Source organism: Burkholderia sp. MS455 (genome assembly GCF_016899445.1).
Taxonomy (GTDB): domain Bacteria; phylum Pseudomonadota; class Gammaproteobacteria; order Burkholderiales; family Burkholderiaceae; genus Burkholderia; species Burkholderia pyrrocinia_C.
Genome location: NZ_CP041777.1, coordinates 774,475 through 790,070, shown reverse-complemented (window position 1 = coordinate 790,070; position 15,596 = coordinate 774,475). Strand labels below are relative to the sequence as shown.

The following is a 15,596-nucleotide window of genomic DNA, read 5'->3' as shown; positions in this document are numbered from 1 at the left end:
CTCCCGGCGGCTAGCGCGCGACGACGGATTGCCGGTACACGACCTTCTCGTACGGCTGCACCGTGCGCTGGCCGTCGGCGTCGAAGGCGATCGTGCCGGTCACGCCCGTATACGGCCGGCTGGCCGCGAGCGCCGCGCGCACCTTCGCCGGATCGGCCGATTGGGCGCGATTGATCGCGGCGGCGGACAGCATCGTCGCGTCGTACGCGTAGCTGCCGAACGCCGAGCGCGGCGCCTCGTGGTAGGCGGCTCGATAGTCGGCCGCGTACGCGTCGGCACTTGTGCCGAGCGCCGCGACCTCCAGGCCGATTTGCCCCTGCGCGATCTGGGCGGGCGTGTCGCTCGTGCACATCGTCAGGTAGATCCCGTACCACGGCCGCTGGTTGAGGCGCATTTCGAACGCCTGCCGGTTCAGCGTCGCGGCTTCCTGTCCGTACGCGCTGTACACGTAGCCGTCGGGCTGCGCGCGCGATGCCTGCTCCAGCTCGCGCCGGTAGGTCGACTGGCCCTCGGTGTAGAGCACCGTCGACACGATCGTGCCGCCGAGCGCCTCGAAGCGCTTCCTGAACTCGGCCGCGATGCCCTGGCCGTAGCCGTTGTTCGGCGCGATCAGCGCGACGCGCCGCAGTTTGCGGTCGTACACATCCTGCGCGGCGAAGCGCGCGGACAGGTCGTCGAGCCCGATTGCGCTGAACGAGCCCGCGCCGATCTTGCGGACCTGCTGGCTCGACGAACCGATGTTGATGTGCACGTCGCCCTGACGCACGAGGAACTGCCCGACCGGAATCGTCACCGACGAAGAGAATTCGCCGAGCACGAGCGGCACGCGCTCGACCGTCGCCAGCTTGCGCGCGGCGTCGAGCGCCGTGTTCGCCGTGCCGCCAGAATCCTCGATCTGCACCTGCAGCTTCTGCCCGAGCACGCCGCCTTGCGCGTTGATCTTCGCGACCGCGAGCTCGATCCCGCGCCGCTGGTCCTCGCCGATCGACGCGCTTGCGCCAGTCAGCGGCAACACGGCGCCGACGCTGACGTCGGCGCGCGCAGGAAATGTCGCCCACGCGCCGAGCGCGACGCAGATCCCGAGACTCCAGCAACCCAGCTTCATTTTTGTTCTCCTGAATGCGTGTTGAATTGCGTTTGAAATACAGAAGTGTCGACAGAATCACAGAACAAAAATCGTTGGCAAACACTTTTTGAACGGATGTGGCGAAGTCCGTCAAATGCACCGATGTGCGTAAGAAAATGCCTTGTTTTAAAGCGTTAAATGCACAAAATAAGCGACGGTAAACACCAGCGTCGGGCATCTGCGCCAGACTGGCGCGGCGTCGAATATTTTTGAAAAAAGTGTATACAGTTGTGAATATGGATGCTTAGAATTCAACCCACTCGACACGGAAACGGAGGCGGTGCGATGGAGATCAAGCGATATGGCGCAGGCGAACGGATGAGCCAGCTCGTGGTTGCGGGCGGCTTCGCGTTCATTGCCGGACAGGTTGCCGACGACACAGCGCTCGACGTCGCCGGCCAGACCCGCCAGATCCTCGACAAGATCGACCGGCTGCTCGACGGCGCGGGGCTCGACAAGCGCCGGATCGTGTCCGCGAACATCTGGCTTGCCGATCACCGGAGCTTTGCCGACATGAACCGGATCTGGGACGCATGGGTGCCGCAGGGCGACGCGCCGGCGCGCGCATGCGTCGAGTCGGCGCTCGCGTTTCCCGAGTACACGGTTGAAATCGCGGCGATCGCCGCGTTCTAGCGGAGGCGAGCGATGAGGACGGTCGTGCTCGGAGGCGGCATCGTCGGTGTGACGACCGCATACTTTCTCGCGAAGGCGGGCGACGAGGTGGTGGTGGTCGACCGGCGCGACGGCGTCGCGCTCGAGACGAGCTTCGCGAACGCGGGGCTGATCGCGCCCGGGCATTCCTATACGTGGGCGTCGCCGCGCGCGCCGAAGATCCTGCTCAAGTCGCTGTTCTCGGACGGGCAGGCGCTGCGCCTCAAGTGGTCGCCGGACTGGCGGATGTGGGCGTGGTGCCGCCAGTTCCTGCAGAACTGCACGGCGGAGCGGTCGCGCCGGAACACGTCGATCAAGGTGCGGCTGTGCCGCTACGCGCAGCAGCAGCTCCAGTCCGCGACCCGCGACGAGGGGCTCGCGTACGACCGGATCAGCGGCGGGCTGCTGTACCTGTACCGGGATCCCGCGTCGTTCGAGCGCGGCATCGCGAACATGCGGATCCTGTCCGACAACGGCCTGCCGCTCGAGACGCTCGACCCGCGCGCGGTGATCGAGCGCGAGCCCGCGCTCGCCGGCGCGGCGGGCGAGATCGCGGGCGCGATCTACTGCCCGTCCGACGAGAGCGGCGACGCGCATCTGTTTACCCGCGCGCTCGCCGAGCGCTGCCGCGCGCTCGGTGTCGAGTTCCGCTTCGGCGCGACGATCGACGGCATGCGCGCGAACGCCGGTGCAGTGGACTACGTGCAGACGTCGCAGGGCCGCGTGAGCGGCGACCGCTACGTGCTCGCGCTCGGCGCATACTCGCCGTTCATCGCGCGCCGGCTCGGCTACCGGTTGCCGATCTATCCGGTGAAAGGCTATTCGGTCACGCTGCCGATCGACGCGCGCCACGAGCCGCCGACGCTCGGCGGCGTCGAGGAAAACCAGCTCGTCGCGTGGGCAAGGTTCGGCGAGCGGCTGCGCCTGACCGCGACGGCCGAATTCGGTGGTTACGACACGACCCACACGCCGGCTGACTTCGCGCACATGCTGGCGACCGCGAAGGCGCTGTTTCCGAACGGCGCCGACTATACGAAACCGTCGTACTGGGCCGGATTGCGGCCGATGACGCCGGAAGGCACACCGATCATCGGCGCGACCCGGCATCGCAACCTGTTTCTCAACACCGGGCACGGCCACATGGGCTGGACGATGTCGTGCGGTACCGCGAAGATCGTTGCCGACCTGATCCACGGCCGGCAGCCCGACATCGACATTACCGGGATGACACTCCAGTGAGCGAACTTCTTTCGACCCCTGTGCAGCACGGCGCCGGTTCGTACGCGCGCTTCGGCTTCTCGCTCGATGCGGGCATCGCGCGCCGCGCGGCGATCGGGCTCGTCGTGCTCGCGACCGACCATACGATCGAATACGAATGGCGGCGCGTGCTCGCGCTCGACGGCGTCGCGTTCTACGAGAGCCGGATCGCGAACTCCGCCGACATCACCGCGGAGACGCTCGCGCGGATGGACGGCGGGATCGCGGCGGCCGTCGAGCTGATTCGCCCCGGCGAGCGGCTCGACGTGGTTGCGTTCGGCTGCACGTCCGCGTCGATGGTGCTCGGCGAGGAGCGCGTGTTCGAGCGGATCCGCGAGGCGCGGCCGGGCGTCGCGTGCACGACGCCGATCACCGCGGCGCGGGTCGCGCTCGGCGCGCTGGGTGCGCGCGGCGTCGCGCTCCTCACGCCGTACGAGCGTTCGATCAACGAAGCGATGGCGGCCTACCTGCGCGCGCGCGGCGTCGACGTCGTGCGTGCGGGCTCGTTCGAGCACCGCGACGACAACGAGGTGGCGCGAATCGACCGCGCATCCATCGAGCGCGCGGTGCTCGCGCTGGCCGCCGATCCGGCGGTGGACGCAGTGTTCGTGTCGTGCACGAGCCTTCGGCTCGTCGACGCGCTCGCGGAGATCGAGGCGCGCGCCGGCAAGCCGGTGTTGTCGAGCAATCACGCGCTCGCGTGGCATGCGCTGCGGCTCGCCGGCGTCGACGATCCGGTGCCGGGCTTCGGACGCCTGCTGATGCAATGACGGTAGCAGCACGAGAGGCGTCCGCAGGCCGGTCCATGGCCGATAATGACGGTCGCCGACAGACGAAGGAGGAGGCGAGATGGCAGCGAATTCCGTGCTTGGCGGCCGCGAGGCGCTGGCGCCCAGGCGCGCGGGCCTCACGGTCAACGAGATTTACGAGCAGCTGAAGCAGATGGCCGTGGTGTATACGATCCGGCCGGGCGAGCGGGTCAACGAGCTCGAACTGGCGGAACGGTTCGACGTCAGCCGCACGCCGATCCGGGAGGCGCTGAACCGGCTCGTCGCAGAGAACCTGCTGGTCTTCGTGCCGAATCGCGGATTCTTCATCCGCCAACTGGAAGGGAAAGACGTGTTCGATCTCTTTGAGCTGAGGCGTTCGATCGAGTCGACCGCGGTGATGCTCGCGTGCGAGCGGGCGTCCGACAACGACATCAAGACACTGCGCCGCTTCTGGCGCCAGGTGATGAAGAGCGCGCCGCGGATGCCGTCGTCGGAGCTCGTCCTGAAGGACGAACTGTTTCATCTGGAGCTTGCCGCGCTGTCGGGCAATGCGGAGATCGGGCGCGTACTGCAGGGAATCAACGCGCGGATTCACTACGTGCGATGGGTCGACGTCGACCAGCGGCGCGACGCGGCCTTCACCGAGCATCTGGAGATCCTCGATGCGCTCGCCGCGCGGGACACCGAACGATGCGTCGCGTTGACCGACACGCACATCCGCTGGCGGATGGAGGAAATCACGCGCGTCGTGGCGGCGAGCGTCGTCAAGCTGTACGCAAAATAACGGGCGGTCCGCGGCGCACGCGCGCCCGGCGAGACCGCGTCGACGAGACGCAAGGCAAAGGAGGACGGGCCGCCCGCCTGCCGGTGCGGCGCATCGCCACGCTTTCGTTACGAGGTGCCGTCATGAAACATGGCACGCTGGTCACGCTGTACAAGCCGTCCGCGGCGCAGATCGACCATCTGCTGGGCCTGCCCGCGCACTGTCCGGCCGTCGTCGCGGTCGACAACTCGCCCGTCGTCGATCGCGAACTGCACGCGCGGCTCGCCGCGCACGGCGTCGACGTGGTCGCGAACCACAATCGCGGCGGGATCGCCGGCGCGTTCAACGCCGGTGTGGAGTTTCTCATTCGCCGCGGCTGCGACGTGTTTTTCATCTTCGATCAGGATTCGACCGTGCCCGCCGATTACTTCGAGCGGATGCTCACGGGGTGCGCGACGGTCGGCGATACGCGCTTCCTGGTCGGGCCGCGCATCTTCAACCGGAACTTCCGGCGCAACCTGCCGCTCTTCACCGTGCGCCGCTGGTCTGCGCGGATCACGCCGATCGGCGACGGCGCGCGCGGCTTGCTGCCGTGCTCGGTGATCATCTCGTCCGGCACCGCGATCTCGCTCGACGCGTATCGCGCGCTCGGCCGGTTTCGCGAGGATTTCTTCATCGATCATGTCGACGCCGAGTACTGCATGCGCGCGCAGGCGAACGGCGTGCCGGTGTGCGTGAATGCGGACGTGTCGCTGCCGCACGAGCTCGGCAGTCCGTCGGCCCGGCAGCACTGGCCGCGCGTCGAGATCTTCGATCAGAGCGCGCTGCGCCATTACTACGCGGCCCGCAACTGCATCCTGGTCGCACGCGACTACTGGCGCCGCTATCCGGCCATGCTGCTGATCAACCTGATCACGCTGAAGCACGTCGCGTTCATCCTGCTGCATGCGCGCGACAAGCGAACCAAGCTGCACGCGATTCTGTGCGGCGTGACGGACGGGCTGCGCGGCCGGTACGGCCGGGTCTGACCGACTCGCGACGACGTGCGGAATCGCGTTTCATCATTTTTGCAATCCTAAATGAAGTGAGGCCGACAAGATGATCCATGACACGCAGGCAGCTCGCCGCTATACGGGCGCGTTTTCCGTCGCGCCGACCATTTTCACCGAATCGGGCGAACTGGACCTGGAAGGGCAGATGCGTTGCGTCGACTTCATCATCGACGCGGGCGCGGACGGGCTGTGCATCCTCGCGAACTACTCGGAGCAGTTCTCGTTGTCCGACGACGAGCGCGAGCGGCTCACCGGGATGATTCTCGAGCACGTCGCGGGCCGGGTGCCCGTGATCGTGACGACGACCCATTTCAATCCGGTGATCTGCGCGGCACGCAGCCGGGCCGCACAGGCGGCCGGCGCGGCGATGGTGATGGTCATGCCGCCGTATCACGGCGCGACGATTCGCTGCGGCGAGGCGGCGATCGGCGCGTTCTTCTCGGAGGTCTCCGATGCGATCGACATCCCGATCATGTATCAGGACGCGCCGATGAGCGGCACGCAGGTATCGGCGGCGTTCCTCGCGCGGCTCGCGCGCACGATTCCGAACCTGCGCTATTTCAAGATCGAGGTGCCGCAGTCGGCGGCGAAGCTGCGCGAGCTGATCGCGCTCGGCGGCGACGCGATCGAGGGGCCGTGGGACGGCGAGGAGGCGATCACGCTGCTCGCCGATCTCGACGCGGGCGCAACGGGCAGCATCCTCGGCGGCGGCTACCCGGACGGGCTGCAGCCGATTCTGGCCGCTTATCGCGCGGGCCGGCGCGACGAGGCGGTGGCCGGCTACGAGAAGTGGCTGCCGCTGATCAACTATGAAAACCGGCAGGCCGGGCTGCTCGCCTGCAAGGCGCTGATGAAGGAGGGCGGCGTGATCGCGTCGGACGCGCCACGGCGCCCGCTGATGCCGCTGCACCCGGAGACGCGCTCGGGCCTCGTCGAGATCGCGCGGCGGCTCGACGCGCTCGTGCTGCGCTGGGCGCGCTGACACGCGCGCATTTTTCTTCTTTCCGATCGAGGAACGTCCCGATGAGCATGCCCACGATACGACACATCTGCGCGCTGACGGTACGCGGCGGCGGCGCCGACTACCACGACCAGGGCGCTGACCACTGGATCGACGATCACATCGCGACGCCGATGGCGCGTTACCCCGAATACCGGCAGAGCCGGCAGTCGTTCGGCATCAACGTGCTCGGCACGCTCGTGATCGAGATCGAGGCGAGCGACGGCACGGTCGGTTTCGCGGTGACGACGGGCGGCGAGATCGGCGCGTTCGTCGTCGAGCGCCATCTGGCGCGCTTCATCGAAGGGCAGCGCGTGACCGACATCGAGAAGATGTGGGATCAGATGTTCTACGCGACGCTCTATTACGGGCGCAAGGGCGTGGTGCTGAACGCGATCTCCGGCGTCGATCTCGCGTTGTGGGACCTGCTCGGCAAGGTGCGCGGCGAGCCGGTGCACCAGTTGCTCGGCGGCAAGGTGCGCGACGAACTGCAGTTCTATGCGACGGGGGCGCGGCCGGATCTCGCGAAGGAAATGGGGTTCATCGGCGGCAAGCTGCCGCTGCATCATGGCCCGGCGGAGGGCGACGAGGGCCTGCGTCGCAACCTCGATGCGCTGGCGACGATGCGCGATCGCGTCGGCGCGGATTTCTGGCTGATGCTCGACTGCTGGATGAGCCTCGACGTGCGCTACGCCACCCGGCTCGCGCACGAGGCGCGCGCTTACGGGCTCAAGTGGATCGAGGAGTGCCTGCCGCCCGACGACTACTGGGGCTACGCGCAGTTGCGCCGCGCGGCGCCGCCCGATCTGCTCGTGACGACGGGCGAGCACGAGGCGACCCGCTGGGGCTTCCGGATGCTGCTCGAGATGGGCTGCTGCGACATCATCCAGCCTGATGTCGGCTGGTGCGGCGGCCTGACCGAACTCGTCCGCATTTCGGCGCTCGCCGACGCGCACGGCGTGCTGGTGGTGCCGCACGGTTCGTCGGTCTACAGCTATCACTTCGTGACGACGCGGCACAACAGCCCGTTCGCGGAATTCCTGATGATGGCGCCGCAGGCGGATCGCGTCGTGCCGATGTTCGATCCGCTGCTGCTCGACGAACCGGTGCCGACGGGCGGGCGGATGAAGGTGCCGGATACGCCCGGCTTCGGCGTGCGGCTCAATCCGGCCGTGCGCACCGAACGGCCCTACACGCACTGAGCCGCCGCGATGAAACTGCTCGAGAACAAGGTCGTGATCGTCACCGGCGGCTCGCGCGGAATCGGCCGGGCGATCGCGCTCGCGTGCGCGCGGCATGGCGCTGACGTGGTCGTCAATTACTGGGCCAACCCGTTGCTGCCGGCGCAGTCGGATCACGCGCTCGACGCGCTGGTCGACGAGATCGGCGCGACCGGCCGGCGCGCGCTCGCCGTGCCGGGCGACATCGCGCGGCCGGACACCGCGGACGAACTGGTCGAGCGGGCCGTCGACGCGTTCGGCCGGATCGACGTGCTGGCGAGCAATGCGGGGATCTGTCCGTTCCACGCGTTCCTCGATTTGCCCGCCGACCTGCTGCGACGCACGATGGAGGTCAACCTGCACGGCGCGTTCCACGTGACCCAGGCGGTCGCGCGCCGAATGGCCGCGCAGGGCGACGGCGGCGCGATCGTCGCGACGAGTTCGATCAGCGCGCTCGTCGGCGGCGGCATGCAGACGCACTACACGCCGACGAAGGCCGGCGTGCACGCGCTGATGCAGTCGTGCGCGGTCGCACTCGGCCCGCACCGGATCCGCTGCAATTCCGTGCTGCCGGGCACGATCCGCACCGAGATCAACGAAGCGGATCTCGCGGCGCCCGGCAAGGCCGAGTACTTCGAGCAGCGCATTCCGCTCGGCCGCCTCGGCGAACCCGACGACGTCGCGGACTGCGTGGTGTTCCTTGCGTCGGACCTGGCGCGCTACGTCAACGGCGCGGCACTTCTCGTCGACGGCGGCCTCTACGTGAACCTGCAATGACGGGGGCGGACATGGAAACGATCGCTTTCCGGATGCGGCTGCATCCCGGGCAGAAGGACGAGTACCGGCGGCGCCACGACGCGATCTGGCCGGAGCTGGCCGACGCGCTGCGCGCGGCCGGCATGGCCGATTACTGGATCTTTCTCGACGACGAGACGGATTGCCTGTTCGCCGTCTTGAAACGGCCGGCCGGGCACCGGATGGGCGAACTCGCGCAGGCCGACGTGATGCGTCGGTGGTGGGCGTACATGGCCGACCTGATGGCGACGGACGGGGACGGGCGGCCGCTCGAAAAACATCTGGAACCGATGTTCCATCTGGCGTGATCGCAGGGAGGCGCAATGCAGGTCGTCGATCCACATGTGCATTTCTGGGATGCCGATGCGTTGAGCTACGGCTGGCTCGACCGCGCGCAACCGGCGTTTTCCGGGCCGGTGGCGGCGCTGCCGCGCGCATACGGTCCGGCCGACCTGCGCGCGGACGCGGGCGGGATCGACATCCTGAAAGTCGTGCACGTCGAAGCGATCCATGACGCGTGGACCACGCCGAGCGAGGTCGAATGGCTGCAGGCGCTGGCCGACACGCCGGCGAGCGGCGGCATGCCCGAGGGCATTGTCGCGGGCGTCGACCTGTCGCGTGCCGACGCGCCTGCGAGGCTCGAGGCGGCCGCCGCCTGCGCGAACGTGCGCGGCATCCGCCAGGTACTGAACCGCCACGCGAACCCCTGGTACAACTACGTCGATCGCGACTATCTCGACGATCCGGGCTGGCGCGACCATTTCGGGTGGCTCGCACGGCTCGGGCTGTCGTTCGACCTGCAGCTCTATCCGTCCCAGGTCGGGGCCGCGCTGACGCTGGTCGACGCGCATCCGGACACGGTCTTCATCGTCAATCACGCGGGCATGTTCGTCGACCGCGACAGCGTGCACGGCTACCGCGCGTGGCGCACCGGGCTGCACGGGCTCGCCCGGCGCGAGAACGTCATGCTCAAGCTGAGCGGGCTTGCGATGTTCGATCACCGGTGGACGACCGAGAGCTTCCGGCCATATGTGCTCGAGGGGATCGACGCATTCGGCGCCGCGCGATGCATGTTCGCGTCGAATTTTCCGATCGACCGGCTGCATGCCGGGTATCCGGCGCTCTGGCGAGCGTATTCGGAGATCATCGCAGGGGCGAGCGATGCGGAGAGGCTCGCGTTGTTTGTCGGCAATGCAGAGCGGATTTATCGCATCTGATACTCCGGCACGCGGGCGGGATCAACGTCGCCGCGTTTCCGCCCGCTAGCTGTTGCGCAGGAACACGACGTAGCCGCGGAACCACGGATTCGTCGCGAGGTACGGCGGCGCGTCCCATTCGCCGCCCTGGATCACGCCGATCCGGAACGGCAGTTGCAGCCGCGCGACGCGCGGCAGGTAGGCCGCATAGTCGGGGATCGTGCTGCGCCCCTGGTAGGTCTGCACGACCACCTCGTCGACGATGCCCCTGAGCTGGTTGACCTGGTCGGCATCGATGCGGCTGCTCCAGTCGAGCAGCCCCGTGATGCTCAACCGGCAATCGGCGGGCAAGGTCTCGCGCAGCGTGCGCAGGAATTCCAGGTAGTCTTGCAGATGGCGCGTACGCGCATCGAAGTCGATCTGGATGCCCGCGATCGTGCGGCCCGATGCGCGCGAGCGCGTGAGCTGCGCCAGCATGATCTGCGTGACGCGCGACGTCCAGCGCAGCGTATGCGCACGGTAGACGAGCCAGACGCGCGCGTTCGGCGCGGGCGGCAGTGCGACGCCCTGCGCGATGACGCGTACCTGCGATTCGTCGCGCGGCGACGCTTCGATCTGCCCTTGCAGCACGTAGACGGCGCGCGCGCCGCTTACGACCGCCTGCGGTTTCACGCCGGCCCACAGCCAGAACGCGTCGTACTGTGCGGGATCGACGGTGCCGGCCAGCACGATGCGTCCGGCCAGCAGCAGCGCGACGCACGCAATGCGCTTCACGCCGCGCTCACCAGTAGTAGCGGAGCTTCTGCGCCCACGGACTGCCCGGATAGGTGGCCTTCAGCGTATCGAACCAGCGCTTGCGCGTGTTCTTCGGCACGTCCTTGCCGCCGCAGTCGTTGCTGCCCGACGGCGCATAGCACTTGATCGCGCGGTAGAACGCGTACGCGCGGTCGTTCGGGTTCGCCTGCGCGTCGGCCATCACCGTCGCGTAGCTCGACATCCGCGCGTACGGCTTGCCCGCGAACTGCGACGGCGATGCACCGAGCGTCGGCGGTACGCGCGTGGAGGATGTCGACGACGCGTTGCGCATCCACGGCGGCACCGGATCGCTTTCGAGGCCGAACGCGGGCGGATGAAGGCGCACGAAATCGGCGAGGCAGTTCAGCCCTTTCGAATCGCCGGGGTTTTGCTGAAGCGTCGCGGCGATGTCGCGTGCGGACGGGCACGTGTAGCCGTCTTCGTTCCTGGCGCCGGGCGCGATGAACGGCTTTAACGGATCGGCGGGCGTGCCGGACACCAGCGCGGCGTCGGCGATGAAGTCGGCATAGTGCGAGCGCGTGAGCTCCTTGTACAGCAGCGTGTACAGCGCGGTGTCGCGCAGCGCGCCGCCGGTCGCCTGGTTCTGCGCCTGCGCGCGCAGCAGGTCGGCACCGGCCGTGCTCTGCAGCAGGATCGCCCGGAGCGCGGCGTTCTGCACGGGCGAATCGTCGGCGAACACGTCGTTGACGAGCCCGGCCTGTTCCAGGTTGATCGCGAGCGCGAGTTCCAGCGCTTCGCGCTGGAAGCGGAATTTCGCGAGCGGGATCAGGTCGCGCCACAGCTGGCGGGCCTTGTCGGTCTGGCCGCTGTCCTCCAGCGCGAACGCGCGCAGCGCCTGCTGGCTCAGGCCGAAGTAGTCGAGCGGCACGGCGGGCGTCTGCGGCAGCAGTTCGAGCGCGGCATCCGGCTTGTGCCCGATCTGGACATACCAGATCGCGAGCAGGTAGTCGTAGAGCGCGGGCGCGTTCGCGAAGCGCGGCTTCTGCGCCTGCAAATCGTCCAGCGTCAGCGGCTTGTTGCGGCTCGAATCGCTGCTGTCCGACGTACGCATGCGCAGCAGGTCGACGGTCGCGAGCACGGTCGGCGACTGGATCTGGGCCGCGTCGAGGTCCGACCCGAACAGCAGCTTGCTGTCGAGTTCGTTCGCCAGTTGCATCAGCGGAACGTTCGACGTCGCGGGCGACCAGCGCGCGAGCGCATGGCCGTAGAGGTCGGCCTGCTGCGCGACGTTTCCGCCGAGCCACGCGACGCGCCGTAGCAGCCCCGTCGCGGACACCGCATAGCGCCCCTGCGGATACACCTTCAGGTAGGTGCGAAACACCGTATTCGCGGCGTCGAGCGACACCTTCGTCACGCGAGCGCGCGACGGCGTGGGGCTGTCGTTGTCGAATACATTGGCCTGCGCGGCGTTCAACTGCGCGCGCCCGGCCATATAGAGGCCGGTTTCCTTCAGCCACGGGTTGGCGCTGTGCGATGCGTTCGCGAAGGCCTTGGTCGCGGCGAGGAAGTCGGTGCGATAGAACGCGTTCGTGCCGTCGAGGTACGCGGCGAACTGCTGGCCAAGCGGCGATTTGACCGGCGGCTTCGTCCATGCGGCGCTCGCGCCGCCCGCGGCACAGGTTTTCTGCGCGATGTCGGCGCGCGCTGCGCGCAGGCGCGCGGCTTCGTCGGCGGGGACGCCGGCGGCACCGCTCAGTGCGTCGTTGAACGCGTCCGCGCCGGCGTTCATGCTGCGGCAGATGCTGCCTTCGCCGTCGGCGTACCGGTTCGACGGCGCATCCGCATCCGACCCGCTGCCGGTCTTGTCGGGCTCCTTCTGGCCGATATAGATCCATCCGGAAAAGTCCATCGGGAACGGCACGATGATCTGGTTGATCCGGTCCTTCGCCGGGATCGTCTTCGGGTCCGGAAACACCTGCGCGACCTTGGCGCTGTCGACCATCATCAGCATCGCGTTGATGCGCGTGTCGTTGGCGGGGCTCAGCATCGGCACGTTGCCGCACGAGTAGCCGTTTTGCCGGAGCGTGGCCGGCACGTTGCAACTGTCGTCCGAACTGGCGTGGGCCGTGGGGATCCAGAGCAGGCCGGCCGCCAGCGCGGCGAGCAGGTTTCGGTGCAGCGTCGGGTTTCTTCGCATTTTTCTTGTGCTGGGTGGGGCCGCGATGGCCGGGTCTCTCAGGGGGCGTCGTGCCCCGGCGCGTATCGTACCTCACGGGCGGGACGGATAGCGCCGGCGGGTAGTGCGGTCGCGGTGATCAGGCGACGGGCGCGAGTCTGTCGGCCGGACGCGGCGATTGCCGGCCCGGCGAAATGGAAGTCCACTCGGCGTAGACGTAACGCCACCTTGAATCCGGATCGCCTGAATCAAGATTCAGCCGGCAGTTGCGGCCGACGATCGATGGGCCGACGGCGGCCGGCTGGCGGGGTGGACGCTGCCGTTCGGCGTGCTCGCCAACTGAGCGGGCGGCGCGTTGTCGTCGCGCGACGGCCCGGCTCGTGCATCACGCGTACACGCTGCTCGCGACGCCGTCGTCGGCGACATCGTCGATCGCGGCCCGCAAGTCGTCGATCGCCACCATCAGTTCGCGGACCTGCCGCAGCGACGGGTATTGATGCAACACGGCATGCCATTGCGGCAGCGTCAGCAGCGCGTGCCAGATGACGCCGAGGCCGCGCGGATCGGCGTCCGGCTGCCGTGCGAGCGCGCTCGCGTATTCGAGGCTCGCCTGCGCCGACAGCAACTGCATCCGGCTCGCGGCGCCCAGCAAGCGCGGCGTCGCGTCCGCGGACGCATCGCAGCAATAGAGCACTTCCCGTTGCAGCGCCGCGTCGTCGGTCGTCAACGCGCGCAGCGACGCGCCGTGCACGCGCACCGTGCCCTGGTGCGTCTCGAACGAATAGGTCGTGTCGGGGTCGGCTTGCGCGAGCAGGTTCAGGCCGCGCAGCAGCCGCGGCAAATCGGTCGTCGCGGCATCCGCGGACGCCTTCGCTTCGACGAGGAAGCGGACGTTCCATGCGGGCGCCGCTTCGTCGCCGCGCGGGCGTTCGAGCAGGATCGCATCCCATTCGGTTTTGGCGCGGTCGTGCCGGCCCGGGATCGACGACGGCACGCGCATCGATGTGACCACACGGTAGGTGCGCCGTTCGTCCACGGCTTCGAGCCTGCCGGCCAACGCGTCGAGCGCCCGTGCGGCCAGCGCTTCGACGGCCGCGCCGCGCCGCTGCGACGCGGCGCCCTGCGCGACCGCGATCGTGCTGCCTTCGAGCGGACCCTGGCGTACCCACAGTGCGCGGTATCGGCGGACGTGCTCGTCCGACGCCAGCGCATCGAGACGCAGCAGGCGTTCGAGTGGCGCGCCATCCTTCAGCTTGAGGATGTCCTGCTCGAACGCGGCGTCGGTCGCCATGTCGGGTAGCGCGAGCAGTTGCTGCAGCGTCGCATGGAGATCGGCCCACGACGCGGACGTTGCGGCCGCATGCAGCCGTGCGAGCCCGTCGCGTTGCCACGCCTGGGCGCTGCGCTCGAGTTTGGCCGGGTGCGCGATCGCGTTGACGGCCGAGTGCAGCGCGCGCCGATCCTGCTCGGCATGCGCGTGCAACGACGCGTATTCGCGCACGCTCGGCGCGTCGTGCCGCAGCACCGCGGCCTGGAAGGCGGGATCGCCGGATTGCCTGTCCATCGCGTCGCGGATCATCCGTGCGAGCGCATCGATGAAGCGCTGCTGCAGTTCCACGCCGGGAGCGTGTCCGTCGCTTCGCATCCGGCGCGCTTCCTCGATCACGAGTGCAAGGGTGGCGGCCGGGTTCGCGGCGTCGGCCGGCAACGACGCGCTGTCGAGCGGCGGCAGCCGGTAACGGCGAGCGACGGTGCGCAGGACTTCGTCGAGCAGGGCGGGAAGCGGCGTCAGCGACATGTCAGGTATCGGGGTGGACGCGGTTCGTGTGATCGGTGTTGAGGCCAGGCGCGATGAGGCTGTCGTCACGCAAGGTCGGGCGGCAGCGCGCGTGACACATTACGCCGTCAACGTCACCGACAAACTGCCGAGCTCGCCGAAGCGGACCGTCAGCGCGTCGCCGAGCGGCACATCGATCGCGCCCGCGTACGAACCGGTCGTCACGATCTGGCCGGCGCGCACCGCATCGCCGCGCGACGCGAGGAAATTGACGAGCCACACGAGCGGCTTCAGCGGATCGCCGTCCGGATGGCGGCCGTCGATCGTGCGGTTCAGCGCACCGTCGAACGACAGCGCCAGCGTCGCGAGCGGCACGTTCAGCCCGTCGCGCACGACCGGGCCGACGCACAGGCCCTGGTTGAACTGCCCGTCGGCCAGCAGCTCGAACTTCGACGCGCGCGCCGGCTCCGCGTAGCGGCAGCCGAGCACTTCGAGCACGATGCGCACTTCGCGGATCGCGCCGCGCACGTCGTTCTCGTCGTACGGCTCGCCGCGCGCGGGCAGGTCGCGATCGAGCACGAACGCGATTTCCGGTTCGATCCGCACGATCGGCCCGCCGACGACGCGGTACGGCGCATCGGCTTCGCGGATCGTCGACGCGAAGATCGGCGCGAGGATCACGCGGTCGGGCGGCGGCAGCGCGCACTTCCATCCGGCGACGGGTTCGCCGAGCAGGTCGGCGACGCGCTGCTGGATCGCCAGCGCGGTGTCGACGTCCTCGGGGCGCAGCGCATCGGGCAGCAGCGGGCCGGGCGAGCCGGCATGGCGGGCGGCGACGAGATGCTGGGCGGCGCCGTCCACGCGTTCGGTAGTCGTTGTCATGTCGGTTGAGCGGGTTGAAAGTGAGCCGGCAAAAAAGGGCCGGACGAAAGTCGTACATTCGATGATAGCGCTTTCGGCGCGATGGCCGCTCGATCCGGTCGCGCATTGGCGGCCCGCGGCCGCCGCACGCCACCCTCGGGATCTCCGCTGGACGATCGGCTCGCCCCGGCGCCAG

General features: G+C 68.5%; 15 protein-coding genes. 10 read left to right on the top strand and 5 right to left on the bottom strand.

Translation table 11 applies throughout. From position 1 onward, the window contains the following. Positions 1 to 10: 10 nt before the first annotated feature. Positions 11 to 1,105: an ABC transporter substrate-binding protein gene (locus FPJ27_RS03275; RefSeq protein ID WP_072437764.1), complete on the bottom strand. Its 1,095-nt coding sequence runs from the start codon at positions 1,103 to 1,105 to the stop codon at positions 11 to 13. Between the two features lie 306 nt (positions 1,106 to 1,411). Here FPJ27_RS03275 and FPJ27_RS03270 point away from each other — a divergent pair, with 306 nt between their 5' ends. The 10 genes from FPJ27_RS03270 to FPJ27_RS03225 all read left to right on the top strand — a co-directional run bounded on the left by FPJ27_RS03270 (position 1,412) and on the right by FPJ27_RS03225 (position 9,851). Beyond that, on the top strand, positions 1,412 to 1,759 hold the full coding sequence (locus tag FPJ27_RS03270) for a RidA family protein (protein ID WP_034184553.1): 348 nt from the start codon (positions 1,412 to 1,414) through the stop codon (positions 1,757 to 1,759). A gap of 12 nt (positions 1,760 to 1,771) precedes the next feature. Beyond that, a complete protein-coding gene (locus tag FPJ27_RS03265) occupies positions 1,772 to 3,016 on the top strand; it encodes a D-amino acid dehydrogenase (protein WP_204420828.1) in 1,245 nt (414 codons plus the stop codon). Next, positions 3,013 to 3,804: an aspartate/glutamate racemase family protein gene (locus FPJ27_RS03260; RefSeq protein ID WP_081938620.1), complete on the top strand. Its 792-nt coding sequence runs from the start codon at positions 3,013 to 3,015 to the stop codon at positions 3,802 to 3,804. Before FPJ27_RS03265 ends, FPJ27_RS03260 begins: the two co-directional genes overlap by 4 nt. A 79-nt stretch (positions 3,805 to 3,883) precedes the next feature. Continuing rightward, positions 3,884 to 4,588 (top strand): GntR family transcriptional regulator, encoded by a 705-nt coding sequence (locus FPJ27_RS03255; RefSeq protein ID WP_072437766.1) that lies wholly within the window; start codon positions 3,884 to 3,886, stop codon positions 4,586 to 4,588. A 122-nt stretch (positions 4,589 to 4,710) separates the two neighbouring features. Further along, positions 4,711 to 5,595, top strand: coding sequence for a glycosyltransferase family 2 protein (locus tag FPJ27_RS03250; protein WP_072437767.1), 885 nt, complete (start codon positions 4,711 to 4,713; stop codon positions 5,593 to 5,595). Positions 5,596 to 5,665: 70 nt separating this feature from the next. Beyond that, on the top strand, positions 5,666 to 6,601 hold the full coding sequence (locus FPJ27_RS03245) for a dihydrodipicolinate synthase family protein (protein WP_204420827.1): 936 nt from the start codon (positions 5,666 to 5,668) through the stop codon (positions 6,599 to 6,601). 41 nt (positions 6,602 to 6,642) lie between these two features. Continuing rightward, entirely contained in the window at positions 6,643 to 7,821 is a 1,179-nt protein-coding gene (gene rhmD / locus FPJ27_RS03240) for an L-rhamnonate dehydratase (protein WP_204420826.1), read from the top strand. A 9-nt stretch (positions 7,822 to 7,830) separates the two neighbouring features. Beyond that, the gene (locus FPJ27_RS03235; RefSeq protein WP_072437769.1) at positions 7,831 to 8,616 is read left to right on the top strand and encodes an SDR family NAD(P)-dependent oxidoreductase; all 786 of its coding nucleotides are present in this window, start codon (positions 7,831 to 7,833) and stop codon (positions 8,614 to 8,616) included. Between the two features lie 11 nt (positions 8,617 to 8,627). Further along, entirely contained in the window at positions 8,628 to 8,942 is a 315-nt protein-coding gene (gene rhaM / locus FPJ27_RS03230) for an L-rhamnose mutarotase (protein ID WP_175961837.1), read from the top strand. A gap of 15 nt (positions 8,943 to 8,957) precedes the next feature. After that, positions 8,958 to 9,851 carry an amidohydrolase family protein gene (locus FPJ27_RS03225; protein WP_204420825.1) on the top strand — a complete coding sequence of 298 codons (894 nt, stop codon included), beginning with the start codon at positions 8,958 to 8,960 and terminating at the stop codon, positions 9,849 to 9,851. Positions 9,852 to 9,896: 45 nt separating this feature from the next. On the opposite strand, the gene FPJ27_RS03220 is transcribed toward FPJ27_RS03225, so the two are convergent. From FPJ27_RS03220 to FPJ27_RS03205, 4 genes are all read right to left on the bottom strand, one after another. Further along, on the bottom strand, positions 9,897 to 10,604 hold the full coding sequence (locus tag FPJ27_RS03220; RefSeq protein WP_204420824.1) for a DUF3142 domain-containing protein: 708 nt from the start codon (positions 10,602 to 10,604) through the stop codon (positions 9,897 to 9,899). 7 nt (positions 10,605 to 10,611) lie between these two features. Further along, on the bottom strand, positions 10,612 to 12,783 hold the full coding sequence (locus FPJ27_RS03215) for a hypothetical protein (protein WP_204420823.1): 2,172 nt from the start codon (positions 12,781 to 12,783) through the stop codon (positions 10,612 to 10,614). Between the two features lie 364 nt (positions 12,784 to 13,147). Continuing rightward, positions 13,148 to 14,560, bottom strand: a complete 1,413-nt coding sequence (locus FPJ27_RS03210; protein WP_204420822.1) for a 3-deoxy-D-arabino-heptulosonate 7-phosphate synthase — start codon at positions 14,558 to 14,560, stop codon at positions 13,148 to 13,150. Positions 14,561 to 14,659: 99 nt separating this feature from the next. Next, on the bottom strand, positions 14,660 to 15,421 hold the full coding sequence (locus FPJ27_RS03205) for a fumarylacetoacetate hydrolase family protein (RefSeq protein ID WP_204420821.1): 762 nt from the start codon (positions 15,419 to 15,421) through the stop codon (positions 14,660 to 14,662). Between the last annotated feature and the right edge of the window lie 175 nt (positions 15,422 to 15,596).

What these genes read in the sequence shown, in the direction of transcription:
- FPJ27_RS03275 (WP_072437764.1), bottom strand. Translation starts at nt 1,105, where the DNA reads ATGAAGCTGGGTTGCTGGAGTCTCGGGATCTGCGTCGCGCTCGGCGCG.
- FPJ27_RS03270 (WP_034184553.1), top strand. Translation starts at nt 1,412, where the DNA reads ATGGAGATCAAGCGATATGGCGCAGGCGAACGGATGAGCCAGCTCGTG.
- FPJ27_RS03265 (WP_204420828.1), top strand. Translation starts at nt 1,772, where the DNA reads ATGAGGACGGTCGTGCTCGGAGGCGGCATCGTCGGTGTGACGACCGCA.
- FPJ27_RS03255 (WP_072437766.1), top strand. Translation starts at nt 3,884, where the DNA reads ATGGCAGCGAATTCCGTGCTTGGCGGCCGCGAGGCGCTGGCGCCCAGG.
- FPJ27_RS03250 (WP_072437767.1), top strand. Translation starts at nt 4,711, where the DNA reads ATGAAACATGGCACGCTGGTCACGCTGTACAAGCCGTCCGCGGCGCAG.
- FPJ27_RS03245 (WP_204420827.1), top strand. Translation starts at nt 5,666, where the DNA reads ATGATCCATGACACGCAGGCAGCTCGCCGCTATACGGGCGCGTTTTCC.
- rhmD (WP_204420826.1), top strand. Translation starts at nt 6,643, where the DNA reads ATGAGCATGCCCACGATACGACACATCTGCGCGCTGACGGTACGCGGC.
- FPJ27_RS03235 (WP_072437769.1), top strand. Translation starts at nt 7,831, where the DNA reads ATGAAACTGCTCGAGAACAAGGTCGTGATCGTCACCGGCGGCTCGCGC.
- rhaM (WP_175961837.1), top strand. Translation starts at nt 8,628, where the DNA reads ATGGAAACGATCGCTTTCCGGATGCGGCTGCATCCCGGGCAGAAGGAC.
- FPJ27_RS03225 (WP_204420825.1), top strand. Translation starts at nt 8,958, where the DNA reads ATGCAGGTCGTCGATCCACATGTGCATTTCTGGGATGCCGATGCGTTG.
- FPJ27_RS03215 (WP_204420823.1), bottom strand. Translation starts at nt 12,783, where the DNA reads ATGCGAAGAAACCCGACGCTGCACCGAAACCTGCTCGCCGCGCTGGCG.
- FPJ27_RS03210 (WP_204420822.1), bottom strand. Translation starts at nt 14,560, where the DNA reads ATGTCGCTGACGCCGCTTCCCGCCCTGCTCGACGAAGTCCTGCGCACC.
- FPJ27_RS03205 (WP_204420821.1), bottom strand. Translation starts at nt 15,421, where the DNA reads ATGACAACGACTACCGAACGCGTGGACGGCGCCGCCCAGCATCTCGTC.